At 58.0% G+C, this 18,011-nt stretch carries 17 protein-coding genes; all 17 read left to right on the forward strand.

Annotation, left to right across the window (positions count from 1 at the left end; genetic code table 11):
• Positions 1-76: 76 nt before the first annotated feature.
• Positions 77-4,147, forward strand: coding sequence for a DNA-directed RNA polymerase subunit beta (gene rpoB / locus BN1079_RS14585; RefSeq protein WP_037025730.1), 4,071 nt, complete (start codon positions 77-79; stop codon positions 4,145-4,147).
• Between the two features lie 61 nt (positions 4,148-4,208).
• Complete coding sequence (gene rpoC, locus BN1079_RS14590) at positions 4,209-8,408, forward strand: DNA-directed RNA polymerase subunit beta' (protein ID WP_037025734.1); 4,200 nt, start codon at positions 4,209-4,211, stop codon at positions 8,406-8,408.
• Positions 8,409-8,545: 137 nt separating this feature from the next.
• Positions 8,546-8,917 (forward strand): 30S ribosomal protein S12, encoded by a 372-nt coding sequence (gene rpsL, locus BN1079_RS14595; protein ID WP_003291416.1) that lies wholly within the window; start codon positions 8,546-8,548, stop codon positions 8,915-8,917.
• Between the two features lie 95 nt (positions 8,918-9,012).
• Positions 9,013-9,483 (forward strand): 30S ribosomal protein S7, encoded by a 471-nt coding sequence (gene rpsG / locus BN1079_RS14600; RefSeq protein ID WP_037025736.1) that lies wholly within the window; start codon positions 9,013-9,015, stop codon positions 9,481-9,483.
• Between the two features lie 30 nt (positions 9,484-9,513).
• Positions 9,514-11,616 carry an elongation factor G gene (gene fusA / locus BN1079_RS14605; protein WP_037025738.1) on the forward strand — a complete coding sequence of 701 codons (2,103 nt, stop codon included), beginning with the start codon at positions 9,514-9,516 and terminating at the stop codon, positions 11,614-11,616.
• Between the two features lie 30 nt (positions 11,617-11,646).
• Positions 11,647-12,846 carry an elongation factor Tu gene (tuf, locus tag BN1079_RS14610; RefSeq protein ID WP_037025708.1) on the forward strand — a complete coding sequence of 400 codons (1,200 nt, stop codon included), beginning with the start codon at positions 11,647-11,649 and terminating at the stop codon, positions 12,844-12,846.
• A gap of 149 nt (positions 12,847-12,995) precedes the next feature.
• The gene (gene rpsJ, locus BN1079_RS14615) at positions 12,996-13,307 is read left to right on the forward strand and encodes a 30S ribosomal protein S10 (protein ID WP_003186070.1); all 312 of its coding nucleotides are present in this window, start codon (positions 12,996-12,998) and stop codon (positions 13,305-13,307) included.
• An 81-nt stretch (positions 13,308-13,388) separates the two neighbouring features.
• Positions 13,389-14,024: a 50S ribosomal protein L3 gene (rplC, locus tag BN1079_RS14620; RefSeq protein WP_037025740.1), complete on the forward strand. Its 636-nt coding sequence runs from the start codon at positions 13,389-13,391 to the stop codon at positions 14,022-14,024.
• A 12-nt stretch (positions 14,025-14,036) separates the two neighbouring features.
• Complete coding sequence (rplD, locus tag BN1079_RS14625; protein ID WP_037025742.1) at positions 14,037-14,639, forward strand: 50S ribosomal protein L4; 603 nt, start codon at positions 14,037-14,039, stop codon at positions 14,637-14,639.
• Positions 14,636-14,935 (forward strand): 50S ribosomal protein L23, encoded by a 300-nt coding sequence (gene rplW, locus BN1079_RS14630; RefSeq protein WP_037025744.1) that lies wholly within the window; start codon positions 14,636-14,638, stop codon positions 14,933-14,935. Before rplD ends, rplW begins: the two co-directional genes overlap by 4 nt.
• A 14-nt stretch (positions 14,936-14,949) precedes the next feature.
• The gene (gene rplB / locus BN1079_RS14635; RefSeq protein ID WP_037025745.1) at positions 14,950-15,771 is read left to right on the forward strand and encodes a 50S ribosomal protein L2; all 822 of its coding nucleotides are present in this window, start codon (positions 14,950-14,952) and stop codon (positions 15,769-15,771) included.
• Positions 15,772-15,787: 16 nt separating this feature from the next.
• Entirely contained in the window at positions 15,788-16,063 is a 276-nt protein-coding gene (gene rpsS, locus BN1079_RS14640; RefSeq protein WP_021209376.1) for a 30S ribosomal protein S19, read from the forward strand.
• Between the two features lie 12 nt (positions 16,064-16,075).
• Entirely contained in the window at positions 16,076-16,408 is a 333-nt protein-coding gene (gene rplV / locus BN1079_RS14645) for a 50S ribosomal protein L22 (protein WP_037026993.1), read from the forward strand.
• A gap of 13 nt (positions 16,409-16,421) precedes the next feature.
• Positions 16,422-17,108: a 30S ribosomal protein S3 gene (gene rpsC / locus BN1079_RS14650; RefSeq protein ID WP_037025746.1), complete on the forward strand. Its 687-nt coding sequence runs from the start codon at positions 16,422-16,424 to the stop codon at positions 17,106-17,108.
• A 12-nt stretch (positions 17,109-17,120) separates the two neighbouring features.
• Entirely contained in the window at positions 17,121-17,534 is a 414-nt protein-coding gene (rplP, locus tag BN1079_RS14655) for a 50S ribosomal protein L16 (protein ID WP_037025747.1), read from the forward strand.
• Complete coding sequence (rpmC, locus tag BN1079_RS14660; RefSeq protein WP_037025749.1) at positions 17,534-17,725, forward strand: 50S ribosomal protein L29; 192 nt, start codon at positions 17,534-17,536, stop codon at positions 17,723-17,725. Before rplP ends, rpmC begins: the two co-directional genes overlap by 1 nt.
• A gap of 2 nt (positions 17,726-17,727) precedes the next feature.
• Entirely contained in the window at positions 17,728-17,994 is a 267-nt protein-coding gene (gene rpsQ / locus BN1079_RS14665; protein WP_037025751.1) for a 30S ribosomal protein S17, read from the forward strand.
• The last annotated feature ends 17 nt before the right edge of the window (positions 17,995-18,011 follow it).

Consider the following 18,011-nt stretch of genomic DNA (forward strand, 5'->3'; position numbering starts at 1 on the left):
CGAGGATTCGCACGATTTTCTGGCTGCTTCCGTCGGAAGGGGCCAAACAAGCAGGTGACCAAGCTGGGGAACGCTGATGGCTTACTCATACACTGAGAAAAAACGAATCCGCAAGGACTTTAGCAAGTTACCGCACGTGATGGACGTGCCGTATCTTTTGGCCATCCAGCTGGATTCGTATCGCGAATTCCTGCAGGCGGGAGCGACAAAGGATCAGTTCCGCGACATTGGCTTGCACGCAGCCTTCAAGTCCGTTTTCCCGATTATCAGTTATTCCGGCAATGCAGCGCTGGAATACGTCGGCTATCGCCTGGGCGAGCCGGCATTCGATGTCAAGGAATGTGTTCTGCGCGGTGTAACCTTTGCGGTCCCGCTGCGTGTGAAAGTCCGTCTGATCATTTTCGACAAAGAATCGTCGAGCAAAGCGATCAAGGACATCAAGGAGCAGGAAGTCTACATGGGGGAAATCCCCCTGATGACCGAAAACGGTACCTTTATCATCAATGGTACCGAGCGCGTGATCGTCTCCCAGCTGCACCGCTCGCCTGGCGTGTTCTTCGACCACGACCGCGGCAAGACTCACAGCTCGGGCAAGTTGCTGTATTCGGCGCGGATCATCCCCTACCGCGGCTCCTGGCTGGACTTCGAGTTCGATCCGAAGGACGCGGTATTCGTCCGTATCGACCGTCGCCGCAAGCTGCCGGCCTCCGTGCTGCTGCGCGCGCTGAACTACAGCACCGAAGAAATTCTCGACGCCTTCTACGACACCAACGTTTTCCACGTCAAAGGCGAAACGCTTTCCCTTGAGCTGGTACCCCAGCGTCTGCGCGGCGAGATTGCATCTTTCGACATCACCGATGGCAACGGCAAGGTTATCGTCGAGCAGGGTCGTCGTATCACTGCCCGTCATATCAACCAGCTCGACAAGTCCGGCATCAAGGAACTCGAGATGCCGATGGACTACGTCCTGGGCCGTACCGTGGCCAAGGCCATCGTGCATCCTGCGACTGGTGAAATCATCGCTGAGTGCAACACCGAACTGACCGTCGAAGTGCTGGCCGCTATCGTCAAGGCTCAGGTTGTCCGTTTCGAGACCCTGTACACCAACGACATCGACTGTGGTCCGTTCATCTCCGATACCCTGAAGATCGACTCGACCACCAACCAGCTCGAAGCGCTGGTCGAGATCTATCGCATGATGCGTCCTGGCGAGCCGCCAACCAAGGATGCAGCCGAGACGCTGTTCAACAACCTGTTCTTCGCCTCCGAGCGCTACGACCTGTCGGCTGTCGGCCGTATGAAGTTCAACCGTCGTATCGGTCGTACCGAGATCGAAGGTTCAGGCGTTCTGACTCGTGAAGATATCGTTGCCGTGCTCAAGACACTGGTCGATATCCGTAACGGCAAGGGCATCGTTGACGACATCGATCACCTGGGTAACCGCCGCGTACGTTGCGTCGGCGAAATGGCCGAGAACCAGTTCCGTGTAGGTCTGGTGCGTGTCGAGCGTGCGGTCAAGGAACGCCTGTCCATGGCCGAAAGCGAAGGCCTGATGCCGCAGGACCTGATCAACGCCAAACCGGTTGCGGCGGCGGTGAAGGAGTTCTTCGGTTCCAGTCAGCTCTCGCAGTTTATGGACCAGAACAACCCGCTTTCGGAGATCACCCACAAGCGGCGCGTCTCTGCACTCGGCCCGGGCGGTCTGACTCGTGAGCGTGCAGGCTTCGAAGTCCGTGACGTACACCCGACCCATTACGGCCGCGTGTGCCCGATCGAAACGCCGGAAGGTCCGAACATCGGCCTGATCAACTCGCTGGCCGCTTACGCCCGCACCAACCAGTACGGCTTCCTGGAAAGCCCGTACCGCGTGGTCAAGGATGGCGAAGTCACCGACGAGATCGTATTCCTCTCCGCTATCGAAGAGGCCGACCACGTAATTGCCCAGGCCAGTGCCAAGCTGGACGGCCGCAAACTGGTCGACGAGCTGGTTGCCGTACGCCACCTGAACGAGTTCACCGTCAAGGCGCCGGAAGACGTCACCCTGATGGACGTATCGCCCAAGCAGGTTGTTTCGGTTGCTGCTTCGCTGATTCCGTTCCTCGAACACGACGACGCCAACCGCGCGCTGATGGGTTCCAACATGCAGCGTCAGGCTGTGCCGACCCTGCGTTCGGACAAGCCGCTGGTGGGGACCGGGATGGAGCGCAACGTAGCGCGCGACTCCGGTGTCTGTGTGGTTGCCCGTCGTGGCGGGGTTATCGACTCGGTTGATGCCAGCCGTGTCGTTGTGCGCGTTCATGATGACGAAGTCGAAACTGGCGAAGCCGGTGTCGACATCTACAACCTGACCAAGTACACCCGTTCCAACCAGAACACCTGCATCAACCAGCGTCCGCTGGTGAGCAAGGGTGATGTGGTTCAGCGTGGCGACATCATGGCCGATGGTCCGTCCACCGATATGGGTGAACTGGCTCTGGGGCAGAACATGCGCGTCGCGTTTATGCCCTGGAACGGCTACAACTTCGAAGACTCCATCCTCCTCTCGGAGCGTGTGGTTCAGGAAGATCGTTTCACCACTATCCACATTCAGGAACTGACCTGCGTATCCCGTGATACCAAGCTCGGCCCAGAAGAAATCACCGCGGATATTCCCAACGTGGGCGAGGCTGCGCTGAACAAGCTGGACGAGGCGGGCATCGTCTACGTAGGTGCCGAAGTTGGCCCTGGCGATATTCTGGTAGGCAAGGTTACGCCGAAGGGCGAAACCCAGCTGACCCCGGAAGAAAAACTGCTGCGAGCCATCTTCGGTGAAAAGGCCAGCGACGTTAAGGACACCTCCCTGCGCGTGCCGACCGGCACCAAGGGTACTGTCATCGACGTTCAGGTCTTCATCCGTGACGGCGTCGAGCGTGACTCCCGCGCGCTGGCCATCGAGAAGATGCAGCTCGACGAGATCCGCAAGGACCTCAACGAAGAGTTCCGCATCGTCGAGGGCGCGACCTTCGAGCGCCTGCGCTCGGCCCTGGTTGGTGCTGCTGCAGAAGGCGGTGCCGGTCTGAAGAAGGGTACCGTGATCACCGACGAGATTCTCGATGGGCTGGAACATGGTCAGTGGTTCAAGCTGCGCATGGCCGAAGATGCGCTGAACGAGCAGTTGGAAAAGGCCCAGGCCTATATTTCCGACCGCCGTCAGCTGCTCGACGACAAGTTTGAGGACAAGAAGCGCAAACTGCAGCAGGGCGACGATCTGGCGCCGGGCGTGCTGAAGATTGTCAAGGTGTACCTGGCGATCAAGCGTCGCATCCAGCCGGGTGACAAGATGGCCGGCCGTCACGGTAACAAGGGTGTGGTCTCGGTAATCATGCCGGTTGAAGACATGCCGCATGACGCCAATGGCACACCGGTGGATATCGTGCTCAACCCGCTGGGCGTACCGTCGCGTATGAACGTCGGTCAGATCCTCGAAACCCACCTGGGCCTGGCGGCCAAGGGCTTGGGCGAGAAGATCAACCTGATGCTCGAAGAGCAGCGCAAGGTTGCTGATCTGCGCAAGTTCCTGCGTCAGATCTACAACGAGATCGGCGGCCGTCAGGAGAACCTGGATGATCTGAATGATCAGGAAATCCTTGATCTGGCGAACAACCTGCGCAACGGCGTACCGATGGCAACTCCCGTGTTCGACGGCGCCAAGGAAAGCGAGATCAAGGCCATGCTGAAACTGGCCGACCTGCCAGAGAGTGGTCAGATGCAGCTGTTCGACGGGCGCACCGGTAACAAGTTCGAGCGCACCACCACCGTTGGCTACATGTACATGCTGAAACTGAACCACCTGGTCGACGACAAGATGCATGCGCGCTCCACTGGTTCCTACAGCCTGGTTACTCAGCAGCCGCTGGGTGGTAAGGCGCAGTTCGGTGGTCAGCGTTTCGGGGAGATGGAGGTCTGGGCGCTGGAAGCGTACGGCGCCGCCTACACCCTGCAGGAAATGCTGACAGTCAAGTCGGACGACGTGAACGGTCGGACCAAGATGTACAAGAACATCGTGGACGGCGATCACCGCATGGAGCCGGGTATGCCGGAATCCTTCAACGTACTGATCAAAGAGATCCGTTCGCTGGGTATCGACATCGATCTGGAAACCGAATAACACGCGATGCATATCGGGAGCGGACGTCGGTCCGCTCCCTGCTCCGCTGGGAGGAAAGGCCTTGAAAGACCTGCTGAATCTATTGAAAAACCAGGGTCAAATCGAAGAGTTCGATGCCATCAAGATTGCGCTGGCATCGCCCGAGATGATTCGCTCCTGGTCCTTCGGTGAAGTAAAAAAGCCGGAGACCATCAACTACCGTACGTTCAAGCCCGAGCGCGACGGCCTGTTCTGCGCCAAGATCTTTGGCCCGGTCAAGGACTACGAGTGCCTGTGTGGCAAATACAAGCGCCTCAAGCATCGCGGTGTTATCTGCGAGAAGTGCGGTGTTGAAGTTGCGCTGGCCAAGGTTCGTCGTGAGCGCATGGCGCACATAGAACTGGCCTCGCCGGTCGCCCACATCTGGTTCCTGAAGTCGCTGCCGAGCCGTATCGGCCTGCTGCTGGACATGACCCTGCGTGACATCGAGCGCGTGCTCTATTTCGAGAGCTACGTAGTGATCGATCCGGGCATGACCACGCTGGAAAAAGGGCAGCTGCTGAACGACGAACAATACTTCGAAGCCCTCGAAGAGTTCGGTGATGACTTTGACGCCCGCATGGGTGCCGAAGCCGTTCGCGAACTGCTGCACGAAATCGACCTGGAGCATGAGATCGGTCGCCTGCGCGAAGAAATTCCGCAGACCAACTCGGAAACCAAGATCAAGAAGCTGTCCAAGCGCCTCAAGCTGATGGAAGCCTTCCACGGCTCGGGCAACCTGCCTGAGTGGATGGTGCTGACCGTTCTGCCGGTTCTGCCGCCAGACCTGCGTCCGCTGGTTCCGCTGGATGGTGGCCGCTTCGCGACTTCCGATCTGAACGATCTGTATCGCCGCGTGATCAACCGTAACAACCGTCTGAAGCGCCTGCTCGACCTGTCGGCGCCGGACATCATCGTGCGCAACGAAAAGCGCATGTTGCAGGAAGCGGTCGATGCGCTGCTGGACAACGGTCGCCGTGGCCGTGCCATCACTGGTTCCAACAAGCGTCCTCTGAAGTCCCTGGCCGACATGATCAAGGGCAAGCAGGGCCGTTTCCGTCAGAACCTGCTCGGCAAGCGCGTGGACTACTCCGGTCGTTCGGTTATTACCGTCGGCCCGACCCTGCGCCTGCACCAGTGCGGTCTGCCGAAGAAGATGGCCCTGGAGCTGTTCAAGCCGTTCATTTTCGGCAAGTTGGAAATGCGCGGCATGGCGACCACCATCAAGGCCGCCAAGAAGATGGTCGAGCGCGAGCTGCCCGAGGTTTGGGACGTTCTTGCCGAAGTCATCCGAGAACATCCCGTGCTGCTCAACCGCGCTCCGACTCTGCACCGTCTGGGTATCCAGGCATTCGAGCCGGTTCTGATCGAAGGTAAGGCGATCCAGCTGCACCCGCTGGTGTGTGCTGCGTACAACGCCGACTTCGACGGTGACCAGATGGCCGTTCACGTTCCGCTGACCCTCGAGGCCCAGCTGGAAGCGCGCGCGCTGATGATGTCCACCAACAACATTCTCTCGCCCGCCAACGGCGAGCCGATCATCGTGCCTTCGCAGGACGTGGTTCTGGGTCTGTACTACATGACCCGTGAAGCCATCAATGCCAAGGGCGAGGGTCGCGTATTTGCTGACCTGCAGGAAGTCGACCGGGTGTTCCGCTCCGGTGAGGCCTCGCTGCATGCTCGGGTGAAGGTACGTATTCACGAAACCATCAAGGATCGTGACGGCAGCATTACCGAGAACGACCGCATCGTCGACACCACCGTCGGTCGTGCACTTCTGTTCCAGATCGTGCCTGCCGGCCTGCCATTCGACGTGGTCAACCAGTCGATGAAGAAGAAGGCGATCTCCAAGCTGATCAACCTGTGCTACCGCACCGTTGGCTTGAAAGACACCGTCATTTTTGCCGACCAGCTGATGTACACCGGTTTCGCCTATTCGACGATTTCCGGCGTTTCCATCGGCGTGAACGATTTCGTCATCCCGGATGAGAAGGCGCGCATCATCGATGCAGCCACCGAGGAAGTGAAGGAAATCGAAAGCCAGTACGCCTCCGGCCTGGTCACCCAGGGCGAGAAGTACAACAAGGTGATCGACCTTTGGTCCAAGGCCAACGACGAAGTGTCCAAGGCGATGATGGCCAACCTGTCGAAAGAGAAGGTTGTCGATCGCGAGGGCAAGGAAGTCGAGCAGGACTCCTTCAACTCCATGTTCATGATGGCTGACTCGGGCGCCCGTGGTTCTGCTGCCCAGATCCGTCAGCTGGCCGGTATGCGTGGCCTGATGGCCAAGCCGGACGGCTCCATCATCGAGACGCCGATTACCGCGAACTTCCGTGAAGGTCTGAACGTACTCCAGTACTTCATCTCCACCCACGGTGCTCGTAAGGGTCTGGCGGATACCGCACTGAAGACCGCCAACTCCGGTTACCTGACTCGCCGTCTGGTTGACGTTGCGCAGGATCTGGTTGTGACCGAGACCGACTGCGGCACCGAGCAGGGCCTGCACATGACGCCGCATATCGAAGGTGGCGATGTTGTTGAGCCGCTAGGTGAGCGAGTCCTGGGTCGTGTCATTGCACGCGACGTGCTCAAGCCGGGTAGCGAAGAGGTTCTGGTTCCGGCCGGTACCCTGGTTGATGAGAAGTGGGTAGACTTCATCGAGCTGAACAGCATCGACGAAGTGATCGTGCGTTCGCCAATCAGCTGTGAAACCCGCTACGGTATCTGCGCCAAGTGCTACGGCCGTGACCTTGCCCGTGGCCATCAGGTCAACATCGGCGAAGCGGTCGGCGTCATCGCTGCCCAGTCGATCGGTGAGCCGGGTACTCAGCTGACCATGCGTACCTTCCACATCGGTGGTGCGGCGAGCCGGACTTCGGCGGTCGATAACGTACTGGTTAAAAACGGCGGAACCATCCGTCTGCACAACCTCAAGTATGTCGAGCGTCTAGACGGTGCACTCGTAGCCGTTTCGCGTTCCGGTGAGCTGGCGGTTGCGGATGACTTCGGTCGTGAGCGTGAGCGTTACAAGCTGCCTTACGGTGCGGTGATTTCCATCAAGGAAGGCGACAAGGTCGATGCCGGCACTGTGGTGGCCAAGTGGGATCCGCACACTCACCCGATCGTGACCGAAATGAAGGGTATCGTTACCTTCGTTGGCATGGAAGAAAACATCACCATCAAGCGCCAGACCGACGAACTGACCGGTCTGACCAACATTGAAGTGATGGATCCTAAGGACCGTCCGGCTTCCGGCAAGGATATTCGCCCGGCGATCAAGATGGTCGATGCCAATGGCAAGGAGCTGCTGCTGCCGGGTACCGACGTGCCGGCTCAGTACTTCCTGCCGGCCAACGCCCTGGTGGGTGTTGCCGACGGTGCCGAGATCAATGTGGGTGACGTTATCGCGCGTATCCCGCAGGAGACTTCGAAGACCCGCGACATCACCGGTGGTCTGCCGCGTGTTGCCGACCTGTTTGAAGCGCGCCGTCCGAAAGAGCCGTCGATCCTGGCGGAGATCAGCGGCACCATCTCGTTCGGTAAGGAAACCAAGGGCAAGCGTCGTCTGGTGATTACGCCGACCGATGGCAGCGAGCCGTACGAAGAGCTGATTCCGAAGTGGCGTCACCTGAACGTCTTTGAAGGCGAGCAGGTGAACAAGGGTGAAGTGATCTCCGATGGTCCGAGCAACCCGCATGACATCCTGCGCCTGCTGGGTGTCAGCGCACTGGCCAAGTACATCGTCAACGAGATTCAGGACGTGTACCGCCTGCAGGGTGTGAAGATCAACGACAAGCACATCGAGACGATCCTTCGTCAGATGCTGCGCAAGGTTGAGATCAGTGAGGCTGGCGACTCCAGCTTCATCAAGGGTGACCAGATGGAGCTCACCCATGTGCTGGAAGAGAATGAGCGCCTGGCTGCGGAAGACAAGTTCGTCGCCAAGTACGTTCGTGTACTGCTGGGTATCACCAAGGCGTCGCTGTCCACCGAGTCGTTCATCTCGGCGGCATCCTTCCAGGAAACCACCCGCGTTCTTACCGAGGCGGCGGTTACCGGAAAACGCGATTACCTTCGCGGCCTGAAGGAAAACGTGGTGGTCGGTCGTCTGATTCCAGCTGGTACCGGCCTGCAATATCACAGCGAGCGCAAGCGCAAGCGTGATGCCGAGAAGCCAGTGCGAGTCAGTGCTGATGAGGTCGAAGCAGCTTTGACCGAGGCGCTGAACTCCAGCGGCAACTAAAAGAAAGACCCCGGCGCAAGCCGGGGTCTGCCTTGACGGTGTACAAGAACCTCTTTAGACTCTTGTACCCCTAATTTGGCGGGGCTTTTGCTCTGCCATTTTTCGTTTGTGTCGAAAGACAACAGTGGAGCTAGTAGATGGCAACTATCAACCAGCTGGTACGTCAGCCGCGCAAGCGGGTCGTCGAGAAAAGCGACGTCCCTGCGCTGCAGAACTGCCCGCAACGCCGTGGCGTGTGCACCCGTGTGTACACCACCACGCCAAAGAAACCGAACTCTGCACTGCGTAAGGTATGCCGTGTTCGCCTGACCAACGGTTTTGAAGTCGCCTCCTACATTGGTGGTGAAGGTCATAACCTGCAAGAGCACAGCGTAGTGCTGATCCGTGGCGGTCGTGTAAAAGACCTTCCGGGTGTTCGCTACCACACCGTGCGCGGCTCGCTGGATACCTCTGGCGTCAAAGACCGTAAGCAGGGCCGTTCCAAGTACGGCGCCAAGCGTCCGAAATAAGCAGTTTTTTATTTATCTGAGTCGATAAGAGTAAGGTCGGGCGTAACCAGTTTTATTGTCCCGAGCTAACCTGAAGACCGTTTGAGGGCTTATCAATGCCAAGACGTCGTGTAGCAGCCAAGCGCGAGATCCTTGACGATCCGAAGTACGGGAGTCAGATCCTTGCCAAATTCATGAACCACGTGATGGAGAGCGGCAAGAAAGCCGTTGCCGAGCGTATCGTTTATGGTGCTCTTGAGAAGGTCAAAGAGCGTAAGAACAGCGATCCCCTGGAAATCTTCGAAAAAGCACTCGACGCCATCGCTCCGCTGGTCGAAGTGAAGTCCCGCCGTGTAGGTGGTGCGACTTACCAGGTTCCGGTCGAAGTTCGTCCCTCCCGTCGTAACGCCCTGGCGATGCGCTGGCTGGTAGATGCCGCACGCAAGCGTGGCGAGAAATCCATGGCCCTGCGTCTTGCAGGTGAGCTGACGGATGCATTTGAAGGTAAAGGCGCTGCGGTCAAGAAGCGTGAAGACGTGCACCGTATGGCTGAAGCCAACAAGGCTTTCTCGCACTACCGCTTCTAATTTTCAGCGTCAACAACTCGCGAGGGCTTTATGGCTCGTACTACACCGATCAACCTCTACCGTAACATCGGTATTTGCGCCCACGTGGATGCTGGTAAGACCACCACCACCGAGCGCGTACTGTTCTATACCGGTGTAAACCACAAGATGGGTGAAACCCATGACGGCGCTTCGACCACCGACTGGATGGTTCAGGAGCAGGAGCGGGGTATTACCATTACCTCCGCTGCCGTAACCGCCTTCTGGCAGGGTTCCGCCAAGCAATTCAAGAGCCACCGCGTTAACGTAATCGATACCCCCGGTCACGTTGACTTCACCATCGAAGTAGAGCGCTCCCTGCGTGTCCTCGATGGTGCCGTCGTCGTGTTCTGTGGTACTTCCGGTGTCGAGCCGCAGTCGGAAACCGTATGGCGTCAGGCCAACAAGTACGGCGTTCCGCGTATCGTCTACGTGAACAAGATGGACCGCCAGGGCGCCAACTTCCTGCGCGTCGTCGAGCAGATCAAGAAGCGCCTGGGTCACACCCCGGTACCGCTGCAGCTGCAAATCGGTTCCGAGGAAAACTTCGTCGGTCAGGTCGATCTGATCAAGATGAAGGCCATCTACTGGAACGAGGACGACAAGGGCATGACCTTCCGCGAGGAAGAGATCCCTGCCGAACTGCAGGCACAGGCTGAGGAGTATCGCTCCAATCTGGTCGAGGCAGCAGCCGAGGCCAACGAAGAGCTGATGAACAAGTACCTCGAAGGGGGTGAGCTGAGCATCGAGGAAATCAAGCAGGGTCTGCGTCAGCGCACCATCGCTTGTGAAATCGTGCCGGCGGTTCTGGGCTCCTCGTTCAAGAACAAGGGTGTGCCGCTTGTTCTCGACGCCGTGGTCGAATTCCTGCCGGCTCCGGACGAAGTGCCTGCGATCAAGGGTGTTCACCCGGATGATGAAGAGAAAGTCGACGAGCGCGAATCTTCCGACGAAGCGCCGTTCTCTGCGCTGGCGTTCAAGATCGCAACCGACCCCTTCGTTGGTACTCTGACCTTCGTTCGCGTCTACTCCGGTGTTCTGGCCTCTGGTGATTCCGTCATCAACTCGGTCAAGGGCAAAAAGGAGCGCGTTGGTCGTATGGTGCAGATGCATGCCAACGATCGTCAGGAAATCAAGGAAGTGCGTGCAGGCGACATCGCTGCCCTGATCGGCATGAAGGACGTCACCACCGGTGACACCCTGTGCGACATCGCCAATCCGATCGTCCTTGAGCGTATGGACTTCCCGGAGCCGGTTATTCACGTAGCCGTCGAGCCGAAAACCAAGGCTGACCAAGAGAAGATGGGTGTCGCGCTGGGTCGTCTGGCTCAGGAAGACCCCTCTTTCCGCGTGCGCACCGACGAGGAAACCGGCCAGACCATCATCGGTGGTATGGGTGAGTTGCACCTGGACATCATCGTAGACCGTATGCGTCGCGAGTTCGGTGTCGAGGCAAACATCGGTAAGCCGCAGGTTGCCTATCGCGAGATGATTCGCAACAAGTGCGAGATCGAAGGCAAGTTTGTTCGTCAGTCCGGCGGTCGTGGCCAGTTTGGTCATTGCTGGATCCGCTTCGAGCCGTCCGACGAAGGTGCGGAAGGTCTGGAGTTCAAGAACGAGGTTGTCGGTGGTGTGGTTCCGAAGGAATACATTCCGGCTATCCAGAAGGGCATCGAAGAGCAGATGAAGAACGGTGTTCTCGCCGGCTATCCGCTGCTCGGCCTGAAAGCCACTGTGTTCGATGGTTCCTACCACGACGTCGACTCCAACGAGATGGCGTTCAAGATCGCGGCTTCCATGGCCACCAAGCAGCTGTCCCAGAAGGGCGGTGCGGTATTGCTTGAGCCTGTCATGAAGGTCGAGGTTGTGACACCTGAGGACTACATGGGCGACGTGATGGGTGACCTGAACCGTCGTCGTGGTCTGATTCAGGGTATGGAAGACTCTGTCTCCGGCAAGGTCATCCGCGCTGAAGTGCCGCTGGGCGAAATGTTCGGCTATGCCACTGATGTGCGTTCCATGTCTCAGGGTCGCGCCAGCTACTCCATGGAATTCTCGAAGTACTCCGAAGCTCCGTCGAACATCGTCGAAGCTATTGTCAAAAAACAAGGTTGATTCAGCCCTTTAAGTAAGAGGTTTACTGTCGTGGCTAAAGAAAAATTCGAACGTAACAAACCGCACGTCAACGTCGGCACCATTGGTCACGTCGACCATGGCAAGACCACGCTGACTGCAGCCCTGACCCGTGTCTGCGCCGAAGTCTTCGGTAGCGGCGGTACTTCCAAGGGTTACGACCAGATCGACAACGCGCCGGAAGAGAAGGCTCGTGGTATCACCATCAACACCTCCCACGTTGAATATGATTCCCCGATCCGTCACTACGCCCACGTTGACTGCCCGGGTCACGCTGACTATGTGAAGAACATGATCACCGGTGCTGCCCAGATGGACGGCGCGATCCTGGTCTGCTCCGCTGCTGATGGCCCCATGCCGCAGACTCGCGAGCACATCCTGCTGTCCCGTCAGGTTGGTGTTCCCTACATCGTCGTGTTCCTGAACAAGGCCGACATGGTTGACGACGCCGAGCTGCTGGAACTGGTCGAGATGGAAGTTCGCGACCTGCTGTCGACCTACGACTTCCCGGGCGACGACACCCCGATCATCATCGGTTCCGCGCTGATGGCGCTCAATGGTGAAGACGATAACGGTCTGGGTACTACTGCCGTTAAGACCCTGGTCGAGACCCTGGACAGCTACATTCCAGAGCCTGAGCGCGCAATCGACAAGCCGTTCCTGATGCCGATCGAAGACGTGTTCTCGATCTCCGGTCGCGGTACCGTGGTAACCGGTCGTGTCGAGCGCGGCATCGTTCGCGTGCAGGAAGAAATCGAGATCGTGGGCATCCGCGATACCACCAAGACCACCTGCACCGGCGTTGAAATGTTCCGCAAGCTGCTGGACGAAGGTCGTGCCGGTGAGAACGTGGGCGTGCTGCTGCGCGGCACCAAGCGTGATGACGTCGAGCGTGGCCAGGTTCTGGCCAAGCCGGGCACCATCAAGCCGCACACCAAGTTCGAAGGCGAAGTCTACGTTCTGAGCAAGGAAGAAGGCGGCCGTCATACTCCGTTCTTCAAGGGCTACCGTCCGCAGTTCTACTTCCGTACCACTGACGTGACCGGTAACTGCGAACTGCCGGAAGGCGTTGAGATGGTCATGCCGGGCGACAACATCAAGATGACTGTCACCCTGATCGCTCCGATCGCCATGGAAGAAGGTCTGCGTTTCGCAATTCGCGAAGGCGGCCGTACCGTTGGTGCCGGCGTGGTTGCCAAGATCATCGAGTAAACATTCGGTGTGGAAAAGGGCCCCTTCGGGGGCCTTTTTCTATTGCTGATCATTTATTGACACCCCCTGGACGCATCCGTACAATTGCGCCTCCTTTTACCGGGCGTATTGCGTTTGGTAGGGATGGCTAATTGGAGTCTGAGGTCAAAATGCAAAACCAACAAATCCGTATTCGGTTGAAGGCTTTTGACCATCGCCTGATCGATCAATCAACCCAGGAAATCGTGGAAACCGCGAAACGTACTGGTGCTCAGGTGCGTGGTCCGATTCCACTGCCGACCCGCAAAGAGCGGTTTACCGTTCTGGTCTCTCCGCACGTCAACAAAGACGCGCGCGACCAGTACGAAATCCGCACTCATAAGCGAGTGCTGGACATTGTTCAGCCAACCGACAAGACCGTCGATGCGCTTATGAAGCTTGATCTTGCGGCTGGCGTGGAAGTGCAGATCAGCCTCGGCTAAAACTTCGAGTTTTAGTCGTGTAACGCTCTGAAATGGGCGGCCATAGCGGGTGAAAGCCCCGTACACTCAAGAGGTTACAATATGACTATTGGTGTAGTCGGTCGCAAATGCGGTATGACCCGTGTTTTCACCGAGGATGGTGTCTCTATTCCGGTTACGGTCATTGAGATCGAACCGAATCGCGTCACCCAGTTCAAGAACGAAGAAAGCGATGGATATCGCGCCGTACAGGTCACTGTTGGCGAGCGTCGCGCTTCCCGTGTCACCAAGGCTCAGGCCGGTCATTTCGCCAAGGCGAATGTAGCCGCCGGTCGTGGCGTTTGGGAATTCCGCCTTGATGGCGAGGAGTTCCAGGTCGGTGACCAGATCAATGCTGAGATTTTCCAAGCTGGACAGATGGTGGATGTCACCGGTCAGTCCAAGGGTAAAGGCTTTGCCGGTACCATCAAGCGCTGGAACTTCCGTGGTCAAGACAATACCCACGGTAACTCCGTATCCCACCGCGTTCCGGGTTCGATTGGCCAGTGCCAGACTCCGGGTCGTGTTTTCAAGGGCAAGAAGATGTCCGGACACATGGGCGCCGAGCGCGTAACCGTGCAGTCTCTGGAAATCGTGCGTGTCGATGCCGAACGTAACCTGCTGTTGGTCAAGGGCGCAGTCCCTGGTGCCACCGGTGGTGACGTGATCGTGCGTCCGGCCGCCAAGGCTCGCGGGTAAGGGGGAGTTCACATGCAATTGAATGTTAATGGCGCACAAGCCATAGAAGTCTCCGAGCGTACCTTTGGTGGTGAGTTCAACGAGACGCTGGTGCATCAGGCAGTCGTCGCCTATATGGCTGGCGGTCGTCAGGGCAGCAAGCAGCAGAAGACTCGCTCCGACGTCGCTGGTGGCGGTAAGCGTCCATGGCGCCAGAAGGGTACGGGCCGCGCGCGCGCTGGTACCACTCGTGGTCCGATCTGGCGTGGCGGTGGTGTGACTTTCGCTGCTCGTCCGCAGAATCACGAACAAAAACTCAATAAGAAGATGTATCGCGCTGCAATGCGCTCCATTCTTGCTGAGCTGGTTCGCTCCGAGCGTCTGGTCGTTGTTGAAGACTTCGCCGTCGATAGCCCTAAAACCAAGCTGCTTGCCAACAAGCTGAACGGTATGGGTCTGAATGACGTGCTGATCGTTTCCGACGCTGTTGATCAGAACCTTTATCTGGCTGCTCGCAACCTGCCTCACGTCGACGTGCGTGACGTTCAAGGTTCCGATCCTGTCAGCCTGATCGCCTATGACAAGGTGTTGATCACCGTGTCGGCTGTGAAGAAATTCGAGGAGCTGCTGGGATGAACCAGGAACGCGTATTCAAAGTCCTGCTTGGTCCGCATGTCTCCGAGAAGGCAACCATGCTGGCTGACAGCAAGAGCCAGTTCGTTTTCAAGGTTGCAACTGACGCAACCAAGCTGGAAATCAAGAAGGCCGTCGAAAGCCTGTTCAACGTGAAGGTCGCCAAGGTCAGCACCCTGAATGTTCAGGGCAAGACCAAGCGTACCGCTCGCGGTCTGGGCAAGCGGAACGACTGGAAGAAGGCGTACATCGCTCTTCAGCCAGGCCAGGATCTCGATTTCTCCGGCAGTGCTGAGTAAGGAAGGGGTGCATCATGGCAATCGTTAAATGCAAACCGACTTCCGCGGGCCGCCGCTTTGTGGTCAAGGTGGTGGGTCAGGAGCTGCACAAAGGCGCTCCTCATGCTCCGCTGCTCGAGAAGAAGTCGAAAACCGGTGGCCGTAACAACAACGGTCGCATCACCACTCGCCACATCGGCGGTGGTCACAAGCAGCACTACCGTCTGGTCGATTTTCGTCGCAACAAGGATGGCATTCCAGCCATCGTTGAGCGCATCGAATACGACCCGAACCGTACTGCGCACATTGCGCTGCTGAAGTACGCCGATGGCGAGCGTCGCTACATCATCGCTCCCAAGGGCGTCAGCGCTGGCGATCAGCTGCTGTCGGGCGTCAACGCGCCGATCAAGGCTGGCAACAGCCTGCCGCTGCGCAACATCCCGCTGGGTTCCACCATTCATGGTGTTGAGCTGAAGCCGGGTAAAGGTGCCCAGATCGCTCGTTCCGCTGGTGCTTCGGCTCAGCTGGTCGCGCGTGAAGGTGCATACGTAACGCTGCGTCTTCGCTCCGGCGAAACGCGCAAGGTACTGGCCGAGTGCCGTGCGACCCTGGGCGAAGTCTCGAACTCCGAGCACAGCCTGCGTTCGCTGGGCAAGGCGGGCGCCAAGCGCTGGCGTGGTGTTCGTCCGACCGTGCGCGGTGTGGCCATGAACCCGGTCGATCACCCCCACGGTGGTGGTGAAGGTCGTACCTCTGGTGGTCGTCATCCGGTGTCGCCGTGGGGCTTCCCGACTAAGGGCGCGAAGACTCGCTCGAACAAGCGCACCGATAACATGATCGTCCGTCGTCGCAAGTAACTAGAGGGATACGACAGTGCCACGTTCTCTGAAAAAAGGTCCTTTTATCGATCTTCACCTACTGAAGAAGGTCGAAGTGGCGATGGAGAAGAACGATCGCAAGCCGGTGAAAACCTGGTCGCGTCGTTCCATGATCCTGCCGCAAATGGTCGGTTTGACCATCGCTGTGCATAACGGTCGTCAGCATGTTCCAGTTCTCGTGAGCGAAGACATGGTCGGTCACAAACTCGGCGAATTTGCCGGCACTCGTACCTATCGTGGTCACGTTGCCGACAAGAAAGGCAAGCGCTAAGGGGTAATGAAGATGGAAGTAGCCGCTAAGTTGTCGGGCGCTCGCATCTCCGCCCAGAAAGCCCGCCTGGTCGCCGACCAGATCCGCGGGAAAGGGGTGGGCGAAGCGCTCAACCTGCTGGCTTTCAGCAACAAGAAAGCCGCCGAGATCATGAAGAAAGTGCTGGAGTCGGCCATAGCCAACGCCGAGCACAACGAAGGCGCTGACGTGGATGACCTGAAGGTTTCCACCGTCTTCGTCAACGAGGGGCGTTCGCTTAAGCGCATCATGCCGCGTGCCAAAGGCCGCGCTGATCGCATCGTCAAGCGGTCTTGCCATATCACTGTCAAGGTTGCGGACAAGTAACGGAGTCGATCAGATGGGTCAGAAAGTACATCCCACTGGCATTCGCCTGGGAATCGTCAAGGAGCACACCTCCGTCTGGTACGCAGACGGTCGTACGTACGCCGATTATCTGCTTGCAGATCTGAACGTACGTGAGTACCTCCAAGACAAACTAAAAAACGCGTCCGTAAGCCGTATCGATATTGCTCGCCCGGCTCAGACCGCACGCATCACCATCCACACCGCTCGTCCCGGCATCGTGATCGGCAAGAAAGGTGAAGATGTTGAGAAGCTGCGTCAGGACCTGACCAAGCAAATGGGTGTGCCGGTGCACATCAACATCGAAGAAATCCGCAAGCCGGAACTCGATGCAATGCTGGTAGCACAGAACGTTGCTCAGCAGCTGGAGCGTCGCGTTATGTTCCGTCGCGCCATGAAGCGCGCCGTACAGAACGCCATTCGCATTGGTGCCAAAGGCATCAAGATCCAGGTGAGCGGTCGTCTGGGTGGGGCTGAAATTGCCCGTACGGAATGGTATCGGGAAGGTCGTGTGCCGCTGCACACCCTGCGTGCCGATATCGACTACAACACCTACGAAGCGCACACCACTTACGGTGTGATCGGCGTCAAGGTCTGGATCTTCAAAGGCGAAGTGATTGGTGGTCGCCACGAAGAGCTCAAGCCGCAAGCGCCTGCGCCTCGTAAAAAAGCTGCCAAGTAAGGAGTACGCCAAATGTTGCAACCCAAGCGTACAAAATTCCGCAAGCAGATGACCGGCCACAACCGTGGTCTGGCTCAGCGCGGTAGCAAGGTCAGCTTCGGCGAGTTCGCTCTGAAGTCTGTCTCCCGTGGCCGTCTGACGGCCCGCCAGATCGAGTCCGCACGTCGTGCGTTGACCCGTCACGTTAAGCGTGGTGGAAAGATCTGGATCCGTGTATTCCCCGACAAGCCTGTCACCAAGAAGCCTCTGGAAGTCCGGATGGGTAAAGGTAAGGGTAGCGTCGAGTACTGGGTAGCCCAGATTCAACCGGGCAAGGTGCTCTACGAAATCGAGGGTGTTTCCGAAGAGCTGGCGCGTGAGGCTTTCGCCCTGGCTGCTGCAAAGCTGCCGCTCGCCACCTCCTTTGTTAAGCGGACGGTGATGTGATGAAAGCGAATGAGCTTCGTGAAAAATCCGCTCAGCAGCTGAACGAGCAACTGCTCGAGCTGCTGCGCGACCAGTTCAATCTGCGTATGCAGAAAGCGACTGGCCAGTTGGGGCAGTCTCACCTGCTCTCGCAAGTCAGGCGCGACATCGCTCGTGTCAAGACTGTGCTCAACCAGCAGGCAGGTAAGTGATCATGGCTGAAGTTGAAAAGACTGTCCGTACGCTGACTGGCCGCGTCGTCAGCGACAAAATGGACAAAACCATCACCGTACTGATCGAGCGTCGCGTCAAGCACCCGATCTACGGCAAATACGTGAAGCGTTCGACCAAGCTGCACGCCCACGACGAAACCAACCAGTGCCGTATCGGCGACAAGGTCACCATCCGCGAGACTCGTCCGCTAGCGAAGACCAAGTCCTGGATGCTGGTTGATGTCGTTGAACGTGCCGTCGAAGTCTAAGGGCTAGGGGTCGGAGA

The organism is Pseudomonas saudiphocaensis (assembly GCF_000756775.1).
GTDB lineage: Bacteria > Pseudomonadota > Gammaproteobacteria > Pseudomonadales > Pseudomonadaceae > Stutzerimonas > Stutzerimonas saudiphocaensis.